Genomic DNA, 18,013 nt, shown 5'->3' with positions numbered 1-18,013 from the left:
ACTTTACTCTTCGATTTTTAATTGCATTACTTAATGTTTTTAATGCATTACTTCATGTTTTTGATTTTGTAATCGTAGATTATTTTTTCAAGATTTCTTACACACGACATCGTAAAACATTGCGCGCGCTGTAAAATCGTAAGCTTTTTAACAGCTGATTTAGCAAATTTTACGTCTTTATCATAATTTTTTTCGTATATTTTTTGGATTTCTGCGTCGCTATTTTTTCCGCTTTTAAGCGTATTTTCTCCGCTTTTCAGCGCGCATCGCTCGTACCTCAAATTTCCAACCATTGTGTAGTAGCTTCTTGCTGGCAAAACGTTGTGTTCTAAGCACAAATCCCAATTTGCTCGAACAGCGTCTATATGATCGTGGTAAAAGTCCGCGTCTCGCATTTTGTGCGTTACGGAATCTGCGCGTTGCAGCCAGTAATACAACACTGCGTCCACATGCGACACGCAATTCATGCGCGAGTACAGCACGCTCGCCATAGCCGTATCTTGCGCAAACTTTCCTTCGGGGAATCGCACTCCATCCCAGATTTCTCGCTTGTACAGCCTGCACCAATTCGCTTCGTTAAAGTAGCGCGCTTCGCTGTTTTTGCCCAGCTTGTTTCCGATTATTCTAAATATTTTGCAAAATACAGTTTGATACGCTTTTAGAGGATTTTTTACGATTTTTATTTGAGGCATCTTCTCTAAACGCTCGGTTGCTTGCGACTTTTCCGAACGCAAGTCACTCGCATCCACTCCACGCGCATCCAATCCAGCTTCTTTTTTAATCTGCTCTAAGCTACTTAGCCCAAATTGACGCCATTTTGCTTTGCTCATGCTAGCTCCGCTTTGCAAAAGCGCGTTTAACAAAATCTCAATATTTTTGCAATCTAGAATATCGTCATTGTCTGCAAACGCTATAAATTCGCCACGAGCCGCATCAAGCCCCGCGTTTTGCGCGCGCGATATTCCGCCATTTTGTTGGTGTATTACTTTAACTCGCGAATCTTTTGATGCGTATGAATCGCAAATTTTACCCGAGTCGTCTTTGGATCCGTCGTCTACTAAAATCAGCTCTATGTTTTTGTAAGTTTGCGCAAGAATCGAGTCCACGCATCCGCTCAAATATTTTGCAGAATTGTAAACTGGCACGATTATAGAAACTAGCGGATTTTCGTTTTTAGCATAATTTTCCATTGCTGTCATTGCTATCCTTTCAAACCGCGTTCTGTTCTGCTTTACAAGATGAGATTTTGCGCATTTGACGAATCTTTTGCTGCCCATCCTTAAATCCGCGTATCATCGCGCGAATTTTCGCAAATTTATTCTTTTCCCACAGCGCAACGAAAATCATATCTCGCACAACTGCACGCAACGACTTAGCATACGAGTATGTTCCCATTTTGTAGTCCACTACTTGCATATTTCGCGCTATGTAGTACTTGCGATTTGCGTTGTGATTCCACACGATTGGGTGTTTTATAATCAAGTTTATTGAGCGCGCTTTGCCGATTTGGTGTTCCATTATAACGTTTTGGCACTCTACGATTTGCCAGCCAGCGCGCACTAGTCTCCTTGAAAAGTCGAAGTCTACTCCGTCGATTTCTAGCCATTCGTCAAATCCGCCGATCTTAGCCCACGCTTCTACGCTTGTTAAGCTTCCAGACGTTATGCATTCGTCTTCGTGACACTTGCTGTGTAAAATCGTGCCGTCTAAACGGTTTTTTAGCAAAGAGCATACAATTGCGATTTTTGAATTTTTTGCATTTTTTTGATTTACAAGACTTCCCTGATTTTCTAGGATTTTCTTGTATTCGCTAATCATGTTGCTTGGCACAACAGAATCGTCGTTAAGCGTTAGAACCCAGTTGAAACCTTGCGATTTTGCCCACTCAAACACTTGCGTCAATGCTTTTGCAAAACCAATATTTTGACTGTTTTTAACTAAAGTCACGTTTGTGTATTTGCTTACAACTTCTTGCAAGCTTTTAACATTTTTAGACGCATTGTCTACGATTATTACGCGCTCTACTTGATTGCATAGCGCTTCTAAACACGTGCTTACGTCTGTTAAAGTTGGATTATAGGTGATTATTCCTGCACAAATATGCATGTTAATCCAAACTGCGATTCGTGCTGCTATTATCACTGCGATTTCTCACAGCACTTTCAACACTATTTTTGCTACTACTTTTCACTAAATATTTGCTCACAAAACCAACAATCAAGTTTGTAAAACGCTTGAGTATTACAGAAAGCACAAGAATCACCACAAACTCTGCGATTAGCAATCCGTACGCTTGCCAGCGATTAAGCCACACAGGGTATATTACTGTAAACACTTGCATTATTAACACGTGGTGAACCAAAAAAATCGGGTACGAATATGCGGATATAAACTTTGTGCACGCGCTTAGTGGCTTAAAACTTTTAACAAGTTCGCCAATATAAGATAGCAATAGGAATGCAAATATTCCTACAATCGTAACTGCAATATTGTCTTTTAATATGTGCGTTAATTGTTGTGCTGCAAGGATCACAAAAGATACTGCAGCAAGCCAAGACGGCACTTTTTTAATAAACTTTACAAAAATCATGCCAAATACTAATTCTGGCAATCTTGTTGTTAAAAGAATATCAGACGGCACTCGTGGAATCTGGTAAAACATAAAGAACGCAACTGTTACAACATATAGAGCCAACACAATGCAAACAGTTGCTATTGGCATTTTATTTACGCCAACTCTTAAAAGCGGGAACACTATGTAAAACAGTATTATGAATCCGAGGAACCATTCACCTAAAGTGTAAAATGTGCCTACACCGAATGCAGAAGCGTAGCCATCCATTCCAAAAAGCGAAAAAATTACTGTTATTTTATGCCTTGGTACAAAAATATAGCCATTATTGCGAATAAACAGTAAAATATTCGCCACTATAAATGCCACCCAAAACATTGGATACAACGTTTTTGCGCGCTTTGTGTAGAATGTGCGCAAATCCAGGCTTTCTCTATCCCCGTAGTTGTACATAAGAGCGGCGCCAGAAATAATCAAAAATAGCGATACTCCTAATCCGCCAATGTAAATTCCAAACGGCCTATTTACAAAGAATCGCGTAGGCTCCAAATACGGATTGTTAAAATGAGTTACAACAATCAAAATCGCAGCTATTGCGCGAATCCAATCCAAATAGAAAAGTCGCGGTTTTTTTGCGCGCGCGCGAACGCATTTTGTTGCGTCTGTATTTACGCTTATATCACTCATCTTCTTTACCTTCACTACCAACGTTACCTTTACGACAAATGTGTACAATTCTTTGAGCTATGTACAAAGCCTTATAAAATACGCGTTTTGCAATACTTTTTAGCACTCTTAAAACAGTGTAGCGGAAGCGCTTTCCGCGCATTACTTCTCTACAAGTTTCTTCCAAATTGTGCTTAATCCACGGCGTGCTAACAGATTTTGATAGTTCTCGAACATCGAATTCTAGATTCGTCATCTCTATTCGCGCAAAGTGGTCGGAGAATATGTATGCGTCGTAGTAGCCGTTTGATTGCGGCACATACCCGTATGCTCGCTCTATAAAGTGCAACAACGTTCCGTCTATTTTTAGCGGTTCTGCTGGGAAATCTTCGTAAGTCCACTTTCTATCCAATAGCCCGTGCAGTGCTTTCGTGCGGAACCAGAACATTGTGCCAAGCGGAGCTATAGCGTCTTTGTTTTCGTCTAACGGAACGCTGATTCCTAACGTTTTTTCTAGGAATTTCTTTGTACCCTCAAAGTTTGGACCCCAAGTGTATGTAAATCCTGGGAAGTAGTCTGCATGATTTGGCGGCGTTGGCATTGCCATTCCAAGTCGCGGATGCGTTTCAAATAGATTTATAACGTTTTGCACATACTCTTTACTTGCAAGAATATTTTCAAAACACTTGTAAGCGAATCCGTCACCTATGCTTCGAGGAGATAATTGCGTGACTTTTTTATCGTGAGCAAAGCATACGTAATCGTACTTCATAAGATCTGCGCCGCCGCCCACTAAGAATGCGCTCACATCTCTACCGCGATTTTCAATCAACCGCACGTCTACGTTATACGGAAGTTGTTTCACGCGTTGTTTCACGATTTGCTGGTTTTCTTTCGATTCTACAGTTAAAATAACGTCACATCCTTGCGGCATGGATTGAATATAGTGCAAACTTTTATCTAGCAAATCCATGTAATACAAGTGCATGCACAACGCGACTTTTGGCTTAGATGCAGGCTTAGCAGTAGATGTTGATGTAGCTGTTGATGAGTTTTCTACAATCTGATTTTGCGGCAAAATGTATCGCAAATGAAGATTCTTCATCAAATCTGCCATATTCATGCTTCGCAAAGCATTTTCCCAAATCAAATCCGTGTTGTAATCGGTGTGATCCCGCAAATACTCGTATAAATCCAATGCTTGGTTTCCAACAGATTGCGTAGAAACGTCGGAGTAATCGTGGAAGAACGACCTGCGCTTAAAAATCGGGCAACGCTTATATTCCACAATCTGCCTTGCAGCATACGTTATTGGACCGTAAGAGTAACCTTCTAAATCACTCGTATCAACGTATACAGACCACTTGTATCCCTTGTCTGCAAATCGCTTTGTAAACACAGATTCATGTAATCCAACCGACTCAAAGTAGCTGTTGATTGGTGGAAGATTATTCCAATAATCCTGAAAATCTTTGGATTGAACAAAGCTTTTTCTGTATGCGTGAAAATGCGATTGAATATGTTCTGGCAAATATCCGTACGGACTGTATCCAAACGGGTCTCCATTAACCTTATGAAACTTTGTTATGCCCCAAAAATCAAGGTCTTTTGCGTTCATAGCGTTAAACATTTCGCTAAACGGATAAACTGGCCCCATAATCGTAGCGTTAAATAACACTACTTCATCAAACTTTTCCAGATTCTCCCAACCGTAAGAGTCCATTGCAGTTTTGTACGCCCACACGTCAAAACCCTTGTTTTCGCGCAAAATAAACTTATTCGCATAGCTTTTAAGCATTGCTTTGCTTGGTTCGTCTATTTTTCCGTTTACTACAATCGCAAGCTCGTTAAAGAATGGCTTAAATCCGTCAAGCAACGTAGACACATAACGGTCTGCGTGACCTTGCGCATCATAGAAGAAGAAAATGCCCAAGCGCTTTGGATTTTCCAAAATCATGTTATCTCCCGATTTACCTTTAATTATCTTTGATTATTCTATTGTGTAATTTTGTATTTTGTTTAATCTCAAATTTATTTATTTTTTAACTTTTACTTATCATTATTTGGTTTAGTTAAGTTTTTAATTGACTTTTTTATCTTTTTTGCAAAACGCTTATAAGCTGGCATTGCATCGTAACGTTTTTGCTCTTCAATTTGCAAACGCTTTTGCTCTTCTTCGTATTTTTGTTGATTCACTTGCATAATATGCAAAGACATTAAGTCTACTTGCTCAGCATAAGTAGTGTTCTGTGGGTTATTAAAACTATCTGGTTTAATATTTCGGTAAACGTTAAGAAGAGCATCACAAACGGAGCCGTGTTTTATTACGCAATCATCTTCTACAACTTGATTCATAAGGTGCACAAGCTCTTCTAGCACAATCAAGCACGCGCGTTCTAATCCCCATGTTTTAATAACAGCGTTTATTGCTTCTGTAAAATCCTCGACTTTTAGTCTTGTAAAGAACTCATCTTTTACTATTTTCAAAGCGCGATTATTAAACCATTTTGCAGCTTCTTCAACGGTTTGCTTGCGACTTTTCAGCGCGCAATCGTCGAAAGAATCATTAACAAAAGCACCGTTGGAATCGTCAACAAAATCGCCAGCAAAATCGCAAAAAGCATTCACAACATCTTTAATGTATTGCTGTTCCGTGCTAAATCTTTCAACGCTTATTTTAGATCTTCCAGAAATTCCTCTGCCAATATGGTATTTAAGCGCGCGGAACGCTGTTAAGTCCTTCAAAGTCTTAGCAAAAGATGCTGTTACAAAGTATTCGTATGCGTCTTCAACTTTAGTGAGTCTAGTAGAAACTGTTTTTTCAAAAGAAGCGCGTATTAAATCACCCTTAAAAAGTGCTGTTAACATACTCCAAGGCACCCAATGAGCAAGATTGCTAGAAAACGACGATTTTATAATATTGTCTCCCGATTGATCCCCATTAGTTTGCGCAAACATTTGATCGTATCTGTATGCAAAATCCTCCTCCGATTTGCCTTCTGGGTGAATAGAAACACCAAAATGCAATATGTCTGCAGGATGACTACTAGCGTACAAGTAAAGAACTTCGCAAGTTTTAAGCTCAATCTCATCGTCTGCGTCAACAAAAAGAACGTAATCTCCGCTAGTTGCCTTAACAGCGGTTTTACGAGCCATGTGCAATCCGCCATTCAAAGCCTTAGCAATAATTTTTACTCTAGAATCTTTTTTCTCGTAATCGCGAAGAATTTGCAAAGTATTATCTGTACTAGCGTCGTCAACAACAATAATCTCAATGTCTTTAAGAGTTTGATTAATAAGTGAATCCATACATTGCTTAATATACGGCTCTTTGTTATAAGCGGGAACCACTATGGAAATTGCAGGATTCATAAATCGTCTCCATTGCACACTAATCAGTAAAACAGCACAAATCATGTCTATTGTACTACTAAACGTAATCCTTATAGCTTGTTGAGCATGTATAGAATCTTATAATACAATTGTAAGTAGCGCATATAGATTAAACGCATAGAAAGGTTGTATCATGAATCAAACGGAGTCTAGTGGCATTAAAACACTAAATAATAATCCAATACACAACTCATCTGTGCTAGTAAAAAATAACGAAAAAAGCATAGATAATAACGCAATTGATACAGTTGCAGAAAAAACGTATTCTTTTAAAGACTTCATTTATTTTTGTAAATCTAATGTTGCAGAACTTGCAATAAGCGCGATTTTTTTGATTATTGCATACGGCCAAAAAGCTTTTTCTAACACTTTCTCTATAGATACAGAGGGGATGATTGCACGCGCAAACAATCTTTATAATTCTTGGATTCGCCTAGAACGCTTTGGATTGCTAGCTTTTAAGTACATTACAGGAAGATACTGGTATAACAATTCATTAGCTGGAATCTTAATGGTTCTTGCGCTTTTTGCGTCTGCAACAACATGGGCATACTTGTTTAGCAAATCGCATAATTTAGGCGCAAAATTCCACCCAGCTTTATTTATAATTCCGTTTATAAGCGCTCCTATTCTTGCAGAAATGCTTGGATTCTTGCTTATGGGAGATGATGTAGCTTGTGCGCTAATGTTTGTTAGCATATCGCTTATGTGTGCGCATAACGCGTACCAAACTCGTAAAGAACTTAAAACTCTTTTAACATACTCACTAATGGCTATTGTTTTTGCACTTTTTGGATTCACAATCTACCTAGCAATGACTACTGTTTTTATTGCTGGAACAGCCATGATTGCGCTAATAGTTAAAGGAAACTATGCATGCAAATTCAAAAACACAGTAACTTACGTTTTTACGTATATTTGCGTGTTTATAGCAAGTTATGCATGCTATGCGATTTTGAACAAGATTGTTATGGCTGCCAACCACACCTTTACGGATCCATACATTAAGAACCAAATGCGCTGGGGCAAAGACCCTATATCAACAATCATTCATACTATACTTTCGCATGCAAAAAGCATGTATCTAGGAAGAACAATATTCCATAGCGTATTTATAACAATTGCATTAATTGCTTTAGTGCTGTTAATTATTGTTCAAGTGATTCGTAAAAAACTTAACGCTTTTACTATTATTTTTGCTATTGCTATAGTTGCAAGCCCTATGATGATGAGCGTAATACTTGGCACATCTGGAGTAGCGCGAACGGAACTAACATACCCTCTTGCTGGAGCTTTTGCATGCATGTATTTGTTGCATTACATTATGCAATTTAGCAAAAAGACTTTAACAACGATTATTGCATGCGTTCTTCTTGCAATTATTGGATTAAGCCAGTCGTTTACAGTAAACCGCTTGTACTACACGGAATACATGACTTACAACCAAGACTATTACATTGCTCAAGACGTTGTTAGAAGAATAGAAGCAATACAAGCAAATCATAAAAATCCGCTTAAAGTAGTATTCGTTGGAAATCATAAAGCAAACTACAATCCTAGTGAATTTAAGCCAAATCAGCTTGAACTTATTGGGCGATCAATGTTTGAGATTGGATTCTCAACTACTCACGGCACATGGGTAAAAAGTGGTTTCATAAGCTCAACTACTGGAGTTAATCTAGAAACACTTGGATCAGAATCCGACTATATGAATGCAGAAAAAGCCGCGCAAGATATTCCTTCTTGGCCTTCGAATGAATGCACTACTGTTTTAGATAACAAGTATATAATCGTAAAATTCTAAATTACTAACTAAAAATAAAGTTGTTAACGCTTTATAAATGTACCAAACAAACAAGTATAAGGCGTTAGCAACTTAAATAAGTGTTTCAATCTCGTAACGTGGGCGATGCTTAGATTCCATGTAAATCTTTCCAATATATTCGCCCACAATGCCGATTGAAAGCATAATCAATCCGCCAATAAACCACATTGAGAACATAACAGAGCCCCAACCAGCAACTGCTTTCCCTTGCAAAACGGAAACTATTACGTAAACAAATACGCATAGCGAAACTAAAATAGACGCGAATCCTGCAAATGTTACAAAACTCAAAGGCTTAGTAGAAAAAGACGCAATGCCGTCTATAGCAAACGAAATCATCTTTTTAAGCGGATACTTAGACACGCCAGCTTTGCGCTTACCGCGTACATACTCAACTTTTGTTGACTTAAAGCCAATCGACGGCACTATGCCACGCAAGAAAAGATTAACTTCTTTATATTCCAAAAGAGCTTTCAACGCATTCTTGCCCATAAGTCTATAATCGGCATGATTTGGAACGGTTTCTGCACCCATCCACTTAAAAACACTGTAAAAAGCTAATGCAGTGTTGCGCTTAAACCATGTGTCTGTTTCTCTAGACGAGCGAACGCCATACACAACCTCGTAGCCTTCCACATATTTTGCAATAAATTGATCAACAACATCAACATCGTCTTGCAAATCAGCGTCCATGGAAATTGCAGCATCGCAACCAGATTTATATGCTGTAGTTAAGCCAGCAAGCAAAGCATTTTGATGACCACGATTATGCGCAAGCTTTACTCCGCCAAAAAGCGAAGGATTCGACTGGTGTAAATCGCAAATAATATTCCAAGTTGAATCTCTAGAACCATCATCCACAAAAAGAATACGGCTAGAATCCGAAATAATCTTATTTTCAATAAGAAAAGTAACTTTGCTTAAAAGAATACTAGAAGTATGCGGAAGAACAGGCTCCTCGTTGTAGCAAGGAAGAACAAAATATATGCATGGGCACTTGCCGTTTTGTAATGTTTCACGCAACTTTAATCCTTTCTAAAAACCATAATTTAGCATTAAAAATCCAGAAAAGTGACGATTTGCAATAACTATTTTAGAAAATCACTCATAATCTTTTGGATTTTGCTATTATCTCCCCAAACTGCTGGAGAATCGTATGGTCTATCTGGAAATGCGCCATACTCAAGCGAAATATCAAGATTATTCTCGCGAATGTAACGCTCAACGCGATCTGCAAGCGAAACAGGCTCCCCCGTGCAGCAATTAATTACGCCATTTACTTTATCTTGCAAAACGGTTGCAGCAATTTGCTTAGCCAACACGTCTACATTAATAAAATCGTACTTGTTTTTTCCAGTGGTAAACGGAAAAGTCTTCTTTCCTTCTTGAGCAGCTTGAAGAAGTTTAGAGAAAATAGAGTTTCCACGAGCGTCGTCGCCAACAATGTAGTACGCACGAATCCATTGAACAGTGGCATTATACTCTTTACCTAAAAGCAAAGTAGCTTCACGCAAAGCGTTCTTAGAAATGCCATACATAGAAGCTGGCTTGCAAGGCGTGCTCTCATCAATAGCGCCCTCCCAGTAGCCAACTTCGTGCATAGAACCCATAACAGCAATCTGCTTTAAGCCACCCGAAAGCATAAGACGAATAAAGCGGTAATGGTTCGATAAATCTTCCATGTGAGTGTCTGCAGCATGCTTAAAACCGTTGCGCCAAGCCATGTGCAAGCAAACGTCTGGAGACCCAAGCTTTGCAAACAAATCAGCATCATCGCTAAAAATATTCGCCTCAATACGCGTTGCGCGCTCATCAACACCGTCTAAACGCAAGTCGGAAGCAATTACGCTAGCGCCTGCATCTAAAAGAGCTTTAACAACGTGACGACCAATATACCCACCAGCACCAGTAACAAGAATTCGCTTACTCATAATTTTTCAGTTTAGCAGCGTATAAAAACTTTCAAACATGCCAAGCACAGTAAAGCTATAAACAAAAGCAACCTAACACAAAACACGTGCTAGTTATTAGCACAAATCAATCCCCAAATGTAAACTTAACAAAGTTATACGTGCATGCACACTGCAAATTTTGTAAGAAAGGCAGCGATGACAACAAAGTCTGACGCCATCTATCACCCTGGTAGAAGCAAAGGTCTGATTGACATTCCAAGATACCTTTATTTGCTTGACTTACTTGTAAAAAAAGAAGTACGCATAAGATATCGCGGTTCTTGGCTCGGTATGGCTTGGACGTACGTAAAGCCAATAACACAATTTGTAGTGTTCTACGTTGCAATGGGAATTTTCTTAGGACTTGGCCGCGGAGGTGGAATTCAAGCCTACCCACTGTACCTTTTTAGCGGAATCATAGTAACAAACTTTTTTGTAGAAGCATTCTCTAATTGCACAAGATCAATACTTTCTAATGCTGGCCTAATACAAAAAATCTATCTTCCTAGAGAACTATTCCCACTTGCATCGCTACGAGTTGCTTTTGTGCACTTTTCCCCACAAGTAATCGTGCTTATAATCGGAGCTTTATGCATGGGGTGGATTCCAGATTTTGCAGGCATAATAGTGGCAATAATCGGATTTATTAGCGTGTGTACGTTTGCCTTTGGTCTTGGATTATTCTTTGGAGCAATCAACGTTTTTTACAGAGATGCAGAAAATATTACAGACTTAGTGGCGATGGTTGCCGTATGGCTTGCGCCGTGCTTCTACACATGGCAAATGGTTGCAGCTCACGCACCACGATGGGTTTTAGAGATGTATTATGCAAATCCTATTGCAATAAGCGTTGAAGCATTCCACCGCGGATTCTGGCTAAATGCCACAGATCGCACTTTCCAATTTGCAGGAGCTTGGTCTTTAAGACTTTGCGAAAGCCTTGTAGTTGCATTTGCTGTACTACTTATTGGCGAAGTTACATTTAGACATCTTGAAGGCAAGTTTGCTCAAGAAATTTAAGCTTACTAAGATTTTGTGGATTTTACTTTTAAGAGCAGCAGGAGTTATATATGAATAAGCCTTATAACACACTTCCAGAAGACGTTGTGTTAAGCGTTTCTAACGTTACTAAACGATTCTCGCTGCGAGCAAATCATTCGATTAAAGAGTCGATTGTAAACTTGCTGACACCGCCGTCTAAAAAGCACGAGACACAAAACTTTACAGCTTTAAGCAATGTTAGTTTTACTATTAAACGCGGCGAAACTGTTGGACTAATAGGCATGAATGGCTCTGGAAAATCTACTATGCTTAAAATGCTTTCTGGAGTTATGCAACCAGACGAAGGCGAAGTTTGTGCGCGCGGAAGAATCGCAGGACTAATCGAAGTTGGAGCAGGATTTGCTGCCGACTTAACTGGTCGCGAAAACGTGTATCTTAACGGCGCAATTCTTGGAATGACAAAAGAAGAAATAGACGATAAATACCAATCAATAGTAGACTTTAGCGAAATAGAGCCTTTTATGGATACAGAAGTTAAGTTCTACTCTTCTGGAATGTTCTTACGATTAGCGTTTTCTGTAGCAGCGCACAGCGATCCAGACATATTCTTAATCGACGAAATTCTTGCAGTTGGAGACGAAGCTTTCCAACACAAGTGCATTACTAGGCTTAAAGAGCAGCAAAAACGAGGGCAAACAATGGTAATTGTTTCGCACAGCGAAGATCAGATTAAGCAACTTTGCTCTCGCTGCATAGTGCTGTCTCATTCACACATGATTTACGACGGTGAAGCCGAGCCAGCATTTAACGCAATGCGAGAAAGCTTAAACAATAAAGCATAAACAAAAATCTTAAACAATAATCAAAACTAAAAGCAAAAGGCATATAAGAGGATATTATGGAAAACATGAGTAACACAACAAACTTTGAGCCAAAAAACATAATTGTAACTGGCGGATGTGGCTTTATTGGGTCTAATTTTGTGCACTACGTAGTGAACAATCACCCAGAAACGCACGTAACAGTATTAGACGCGTTAACGTACGCCGGAAATATTGAAAATATTGCAGGATTGCCAGAAGACAGAGTTGATTTTGTGCACGGCAATATTTGCGATGCTGAGCTTTTAGATAAGCTTGTTCCAGGGCACGACGCGATTGTGCACTACGCTGCAGAATCGCATAATGACAACAGCATTGCAGACCCTGAACCGTTCCTTAAAACCAACGTTGAAGGCACTTTTAGACTTCTAGAAGCAGTTAGGAAGTACGGCATTCGATACCATCACATTTCCACAGATGAAGTGTACGGAGATTTGGCATTAGACGACCCAGCCAAGTTCACTGAAGAAACGCCATACCACCCATCCAGCCCATACAGCTCCACAAAAGCAGCAAGCGATATGTTGGTACGCGCATGGACACGCACATACGGTTTGCACACAACAATCAGCAACTGCTCAAACAACTACGGACCATACCAGCATGTTGAAAAGTTTATTCCTCGACAAATCACAAATATTTTAGAGGGTATTCGACCAAAGCTATACGGCCAAGGATTAAACGTGCGAGATTGGATTCACACTGAAGACCACAGCAGCGCTGTTTGGACAATCCTAACAAAGGGAGAACTTGGAAACACGTACCTGATTGGCGCAAATGGCGAGAAAAACAACATAACAGTTTTGCGCATGATTCTAGAAATGATGGGCAAAGATGCAGACGACTTTGACCTTGTAAAAGATCGCCCAGGCCACGATCGCCGCTATGCAATCGATAGCACAAAATTGCAAACGCAGCTTGGATGGAAGCCAAAGCACACAGACTTTACAACAGGCTTAGAGCAAACAATCAAATGGTACACAGAAAATCGAGCATGGTGGGAAGGCGCTAAAAGCGCAACCGAAGCGAAATATAAAGCACAAGGACAGTGAATCGCATAAAAGTCAAGCTTGCTTGTACGAAGATTGCATGCAACTTGTATGTAATAGTTTGCAAATCTAGCCAAAAATAGTCATAAATCTAATAAAAATAAAGAATTTGCAGGATGCTATGGAATTTGAAAAAGAACTAAGCGTTACAAAAACCAACATTCCAGGTTTAATCGTGTTCGATCTTCCAGTACACGGAGATAACCGCGGATGGTTCAAAGAAAACTGGCAGCGCGCTAAAATGACGGCTCTAGGTCTACCCGACTTTGGGCCTGTGCAAAACAACATTTCGTTCAACGAAAAACGCGGAGTAACCAGAGGCATCCACGCAGAACCATGGGATAAATACATAAGCATTGCTACTGGCGAAGTATTTGGCGCATGGGTAGATTTAAGACCAGGGCAAAGCTTCGGTCAAGTGTATACAACCACACTAAACCCAAGCAAAGCAATCTACGTGCCTAGAGGCGTAGGAAACAGCTTCCAAGCTTTGCAAGACGGCACAGCATACACTTACTTAGTAAATGCACACTGGTCGTTAGAACAAAAGAAAACATACACTTTTGTGAACCTTGCAGACCCAGATTTACACATTAATTGGCCAATACCGCTCGAAGAATCCGAGCGCAGCGAAGCAGACTTACACCATCCAATGCTAAAAGATGCAAAGCCAATGGCACCAAAGCGCACTCTTGTAACTGGATGCAATGGTCAACTTGGTCGCGCAATACAAAACTATGCTAAAGAGCATGATTTAGAAGGATTTGAGTATGTAGACTTAGATAGCTTCGATATAGCAAATAAAGACGATTACAACAGCTACGACTGGGATTTGTACGGAACGATTATTAACACTGCAGCATACACGTCTGTAGATGGCGCGCAAACGCCACAAGGTCGAAGAGCCGCGTGGAATAGCAACGTTAAAGGAGTGGCAAATCTTGCAAAAATTGCGCAAGAACACCACATTACTCTTGTGCACATCTCAAGTGACTATGTTTTTGACGGCACTCAAGAAAATCACAAAGAAAACGAAGACTTTGCGCCACTAGGCGTGTACGGCGAAACAAAAGCCGCAGCAGATTCTCTAGTAGCAAATGTTCCACAGCATTATATTATTCGCTCAAGCTGGATTGTTGGAGAAGGCCGAAACTTTGTAACGCGCATGATTGACTTTGCAAACCGTTGCAAAAATGGAGAATCTGTTAGTGTTCAAGCTCCAATAGACCAAACTGGCAGACTCACTTTTGCAAGCGACTTAGTAAAAGGCATGTTCCATCTTCTAAACACTCAAGCACAATACGGAACATACAATCTTACAGGTTCAGGAAAAATAGCGTCTTGGCACGATATTGCTCAAAAAGTGTTTACACAACTTAATGTAGACACAAGCAAAATCGAAGCAAATCGCGTAGACGATTACACGCGTATATCTAATGGTTCTCCTAGACCACACAAGTGCGCACTTGACCTGCAAAAAATCGAGTCCACTGGATTTACGCCAGCCAATTGGGAAGATTTGCTTGAATCTTACGTAAATAGAATTGAACAAAACAACAAGTAAAGGATGTTTCAAAGATGAAAGGCATTATTCTTGCTGGCGGTTCTGGCACGCGCCTATACCCACTTACTACTGTAACGTCTAAGCAGCTTTTGCCAGTGTACGACAAGCCAATGGTGTACTACCCTCTTAGCGTGCTTATGATGGCTGGAATCCGAGATATTCTTGTGATTTCTACTCCTCAAGACTTGCCGAATTTTGAAAGGCTGCTTGGAAGCGGAGAGCAATTTGGAATCAACTTATCTTACAAAGTTCAGCCATCTCCAGACGGACTTGCTCAAGCATTTATAATCGGAGAAGAGTTTATAAATGGCGATTCTTGCGCGCTTGTTCTTGGAGACAATATATTCTACGGCAATGGCTTGGGATCAATTCTAAAGCACGCTGCAAGCGTAGAACACGGCGCTACAGTGTTTGGCTACTACGTAGACGACCCAGAAAGATACGGTGTTGTGGAATTTGACGAAAATCACAAGGCCGTTAGCATAGTAGAAAAACCAGAACACCCAGCATCAAACTATGCTGTTACAGGCTTATACTTCTACGATTCCAGAGTTACAGAGTTTGCAAAACAAGTTAAGCCGAGCGCGCGCGGAGAACTTGAGATTACAGACCTTAACAAAATGTACTTAGAAAATGGCTCGCTAAACGTTATGACTCTTGGCCGCGGATACGCGTGGCTAGACACTGGCACAATGGACTCGCTTTACGAAGCGGGCGAATTTGTGCGCACAATAGAGCGAGCGCAAGGGCTGCCAATCGCAGTGCTTGAGGAGATTGCGTACGAGAATCAGTGGATTAGTCGCGAGCGTTTGCTTGAGTCTGCAGAAAAATATGGTAAAAGCAATTATGGCAAGCACTTAAAGCAGGTTGCTGAAAATCGCATTATTATATCTAAAGATTTGTTTGAAGATTAGTAAAATAAATTAATAACTTAATTTAACAAAAAGACCGAGCTGTTTACGCACGGTCTTTTTATTTTATTTACTGACTTTTTCTATCTTTACATAAAGTTACATAAAGATTAAGAATCACACTCCAAAAGCATAAGTCTTAGTGTCTTGAAGCTTACCATCTTTTGAATACGCTTCGAAATGAGTCCAATAAATTCCAGGATGAGGACTCCACAAAGCCCATGGCCCCTTAAATTGGCTCACCCACTGCTTAGCGTTGTAATCGTAAATCTTAATAATCGTATATCCACTAGGATTATTCGTTACAGCGCCTAAGAGAACGCTACTTCCTTGCCAAGCTGCGTAAGTTCCAGAAACAATCGTTTTTTCAACAAACTCAGGCTCAACAGGATTGTTTACTTGGTAGCGGAAGGCAATTGTTTTACTTCCAAGAGACTTATAAGTGTAAGCATCGCGAACCTCGCAATGAAGCCAATAATCGCCATTGCTTGTTACCCAAGATGCCCAATTGCCAACACTCCAATCAGATATTGTATGCCATTGCTTGTTATACAAATCGTAAGAAAGCCAACGATATTCCAAGCGTCTATTCAAATTGCCTGTAACAGCAGCTCCAACAGCAATATCGTTATTGCGAATAATCCACGTAAAGTCTACGCTAGTTTGCGTTACTGGAGAATTTGGACCAGTTCCAAACGCGCTAACGTCAACATTTCCATCAATACCAGATATGCAAGCCTTAGACGTGTACTGCCATCCGCGCAACGCCGTTCTAATGTTAAATAGCGGAGTTGCACCGTAGCTAGCGACCCAACTTGCGCGATCGTGAATGTATTGCGAATTAAGCGGGCCTTTCAAATAGTTTGCATATGAGTAAATGCCAAGATTTGTGTATCCTGCGCTATACAGCTGATTCCACCAAGACGAAACAATGTTTTGGTAGACGTATGGGCTAGTTGGAGCAGTGTGGCCAGCCCAAACCCATTTTTCAAGATCGTAGTAAACAGGGTAAGAAAGGTCGCTTGGGCTAACGCCTGCGCGCCTAAGAAGACTTGCAACGTCTGCGCCCTCGTTAGCACCATCTTCTGGTTTTTCGGCGTAAGAATACATGTAGATTCCAAATGGGATGCCTAAACGCTTGCATTCTCTAATATTTCGCAAAGCGTATTTATCGTAGCCATTTTCCCAGCCGTAACTAATTCGTATAATCGCGCCTTCTACGCCAGCTGCCTTAGCTGCAGCCCAGTTAATTTCTTTTTGATATTCGGAAACATCAATCACACCACTGGCGTTGTACGCAAACAGGCTTCCATTGCCATCATAGAATGCCTGAGTTCCGTTGTAGTCTCCCCACCTAGTGCCAAAGCCGTTTGTTGGCAAAGAAATCTTACGCACCGAGCCATAAGTTGTATACGTGGATGTTCTAGATTCTAAAGCTTGTGACTCCTGGCTCTTTTCGTTTGAGTCAGTTTCTTGGGGATTTTTTTGATTAGAGCTTATAAGAACAACCTTGTTTTTTCTAAGAGAACGCTTATTTTCAACATGCTTTTTGCTAGAAATCTGAGTGTTATTGGTGGTAGAAGAATCAGCATTAGTACTATCTGAATTAGTTACATCTGAATTAGCACTGCTCGAATTTTCGCGCTTTATCTCTTTTCGCAAATCGCCAACAGTTATAGGCGTAAAACGCTCACCGTTACTTTTAGCAAGTGGATCTGGCTGCTTATCTTTAGTTCCAACAAGCTTAGAATCGGTAATAGTTTGGCCAGTTTTAAGTGACTTTAATTCTCCATTATCTGCAATCGCATACTTTGAAGACACAACTTCGTCTTTGTTTGTAAAGGAAGATGCCACTTTTTTAGGCAACTTAGAATCATTGCGTGAATCGCCATTAGAAAACGCATTTAATTGATCTTCTTCAACAGTGTTAGTGCCATTATCTGACAATTCCGCACTATTTTCACCATCTGCGCTATCTGCAATATTTGCGACTTTGGAAGCAACATTCTTAAAATCCCAACGATTTTCTACCTTAAACGCAGGAGCAGAATTTACAACAAGAGCTGTTGCTATAGAAACTAAACTTGCAATTACACGTACAATAAACTGTCCCAAAATCCCTCCAGACACATGTTTTACGTGTTTAACTGTTACAACAATACCAACATGCGCAAACAGCTTAAAACATGTGTGCATGA

General features: G+C 40.2%; 14 protein-coding genes. 6 read left to right on the top strand and 8 right to left on the bottom strand.

What is annotated here, in order from left to right; translation table 11 throughout:
• Positions 1-47: 47 nt before the first annotated feature.
• From NYP67_RS02335 to NYP67_RS02315, 5 genes are all read right to left on the bottom strand, one after another.
• Positions 48-1,190, bottom strand: coding sequence for a glycosyltransferase family 2 protein (locus NYP67_RS02335; RefSeq protein ID WP_102705087.1), 1,143 nt, complete (start codon positions 1,188-1,190; stop codon positions 48-50).
• A 19-nt stretch (positions 1,191-1,209) separates the two neighbouring features.
• The gene (locus NYP67_RS02330; RefSeq protein WP_004132767.1) at positions 1,210-2,106 is read right to left on the bottom strand and encodes a glycosyltransferase; all 897 of its coding nucleotides are present in this window, start codon (positions 2,104-2,106) and stop codon (positions 1,210-1,212) included.
• 1 nt (position 2,107) lies between these two features.
• The gene (locus NYP67_RS02325) at positions 2,108-3,259 is read right to left on the bottom strand and encodes an acyltransferase family protein (RefSeq protein ID WP_473411139.1); all 1,152 of its coding nucleotides are present in this window, start codon (positions 3,257-3,259) and stop codon (positions 2,108-2,110) included.
• On the bottom strand, positions 3,252-5,195 hold the full coding sequence (locus tag NYP67_RS02320) for a rhamnan synthesis F family protein (RefSeq protein ID WP_473411138.1): 1,944 nt from the start codon (positions 5,193-5,195) through the stop codon (positions 3,252-3,254). The genes NYP67_RS02325 and NYP67_RS02320 overlap by 8 nt, the downstream gene beginning before the upstream one ends.
• A gap of 92 nt (positions 5,196-5,287) precedes the next feature.
• Positions 5,288-6,610, bottom strand: coding sequence for a glycosyltransferase family 2 protein (locus tag NYP67_RS02315; RefSeq protein WP_004132770.1), 1,323 nt, complete (start codon positions 6,608-6,610; stop codon positions 5,288-5,290).
• Between the two features lie 154 nt (positions 6,611-6,764).
• Here NYP67_RS02315 and NYP67_RS02310 point away from each other — a divergent pair, with 154 nt between their 5' ends.
• The gene (locus NYP67_RS02310) at positions 6,765-8,435 is read left to right on the top strand and encodes a glucosyltransferase domain-containing protein (protein ID WP_473411137.1); all 1,671 of its coding nucleotides are present in this window, start codon (positions 6,765-6,767) and stop codon (positions 8,433-8,435) included.
• Between the two features lie 72 nt (positions 8,436-8,507).
• Here the strand turns inward: NYP67_RS02310 and NYP67_RS02305 are convergent, their stop codons facing one another.
• The gene (locus tag NYP67_RS02305) at positions 8,508-9,479 is read right to left on the bottom strand and encodes a glycosyltransferase family 2 protein (RefSeq protein WP_472781493.1); all 972 of its coding nucleotides are present in this window, start codon (positions 9,477-9,479) and stop codon (positions 8,508-8,510) included.
• A 65-nt stretch (positions 9,480-9,544) separates the two neighbouring features.
• Positions 9,545-10,387, bottom strand: coding sequence for an NAD-dependent epimerase/dehydratase family protein (locus NYP67_RS02300; RefSeq protein WP_060785600.1), 843 nt, complete (start codon positions 10,385-10,387; stop codon positions 9,545-9,547).
• Positions 10,388-10,564: 177 nt separating this feature from the next.
• Here NYP67_RS02300 and NYP67_RS02295 point away from each other — a divergent pair, with 177 nt between their 5' ends.
• The 5 genes from NYP67_RS02295 (at position 10,565) to rfbA (ending at position 15,818) form a co-directional block, all read left to right on the top strand.
• Positions 10,565-11,428 (top strand): ABC transporter permease, encoded by an 864-nt coding sequence (locus tag NYP67_RS02295; RefSeq protein WP_060785629.1) that lies wholly within the window; start codon positions 10,565-10,567, stop codon positions 11,426-11,428.
• A gap of 152 nt (positions 11,429-11,580) precedes the next feature.
• The gene (locus NYP67_RS02290) at positions 11,581-12,252 is read left to right on the top strand and encodes an ABC transporter ATP-binding protein (RefSeq protein ID WP_373271617.1); all 672 of its coding nucleotides are present in this window, start codon (positions 11,581-11,583) and stop codon (positions 12,250-12,252) included.
• 56 nt (positions 12,253-12,308) lie between these two features.
• Positions 12,309-13,343: a dTDP-glucose 4,6-dehydratase gene (gene rfbB / locus NYP67_RS02285; RefSeq protein ID WP_004129905.1), complete on the top strand. Its 1,035-nt coding sequence runs from the start codon at positions 12,309-12,311 to the stop codon at positions 13,341-13,343.
• A 118-nt stretch (positions 13,344-13,461) separates the two neighbouring features.
• Positions 13,462-14,904, top strand: a complete 1,443-nt coding sequence (locus NYP67_RS02280; RefSeq protein ID WP_115757374.1) for a sugar nucleotide-binding protein — start codon at positions 13,462-13,464, stop codon at positions 14,902-14,904.
• A gap of 14 nt (positions 14,905-14,918) precedes the next feature.
• Positions 14,919-15,818 (top strand): glucose-1-phosphate thymidylyltransferase RfbA, encoded by a 900-nt coding sequence (gene rfbA, locus NYP67_RS02275; RefSeq protein ID WP_016831024.1) that lies wholly within the window; start codon positions 14,919-14,921, stop codon positions 15,816-15,818.
• A 114-nt stretch (positions 15,819-15,932) separates the two neighbouring features.
• Here rfbA and NYP67_RS02270 read toward each other — a convergent pair whose 3' ends face one another.
• Positions 15,933-17,930, bottom strand: coding sequence for a GH25 family lysozyme (locus NYP67_RS02270; RefSeq protein ID WP_174191397.1), 1,998 nt, complete (start codon positions 17,928-17,930; stop codon positions 15,933-15,935).
• Positions 17,931-18,013 lie beyond the last annotated feature (83 nt).

Source organism: Gardnerella sp. c23Ub_4, assembly GCF_055804115.1.
The sequence above is the reverse complement of the archived record's forward strand: the minus strand, read 5'-3'. Positions and strand labels throughout refer to the sequence as shown.